Source organism: Stenotrophomonas sp. SrG (genome assembly GCF_050031795.1).
In the GTDB taxonomy this organism is placed as follows: Bacteria; Pseudomonadota; Gammaproteobacteria; order Xanthomonadales; family Xanthomonadaceae; genus Stenotrophomonas; species Stenotrophomonas rhizophila_A.
Genome location: NZ_JBNBBE010000355.1, coordinates 1 through 263, shown reverse-complemented (window position 1 = coordinate 263; position 263 = coordinate 1). Strand labels below are relative to the sequence as shown.

At 71.1% G+C, this 263-nt stretch carries 1 pseudogene; it reads left to right on the top strand.

Annotation, left to right across the window (positions count from 1 at the left end):
* Positions 1 to 263: pseudogene (locus tag ACQG3P_RS20080) on the top strand (peptidoglycan D,D-transpeptidase FtsI family protein); the annotation flags it as partial.

Below are 263 nucleotides of genomic sequence, written 5' to 3'. Positions count from 1 at the left end.
AATCCCGACGTCGCCGTGAAGGTGGTTGCCCTGAAGATCCCGGGCGTGGCCTCGCCGCGCGAGTTCCGCCGCTTCTACCCGCAGGGTGAGGCGATGGCGCACGTGCTCGGCTTCACCATCATCGACGACCGCGGCCAGGAAGGGCTGGAGCTGGCCTTCGACGAATGGCTGCGCGGCAAGGCCGGCGCCCAGCGGGTGATCCGCAACCGAAAGGGCGTGTCCGGCGAAAGCGACCTGCGGCGCGCCGCCGCCCCGGGCAAGGA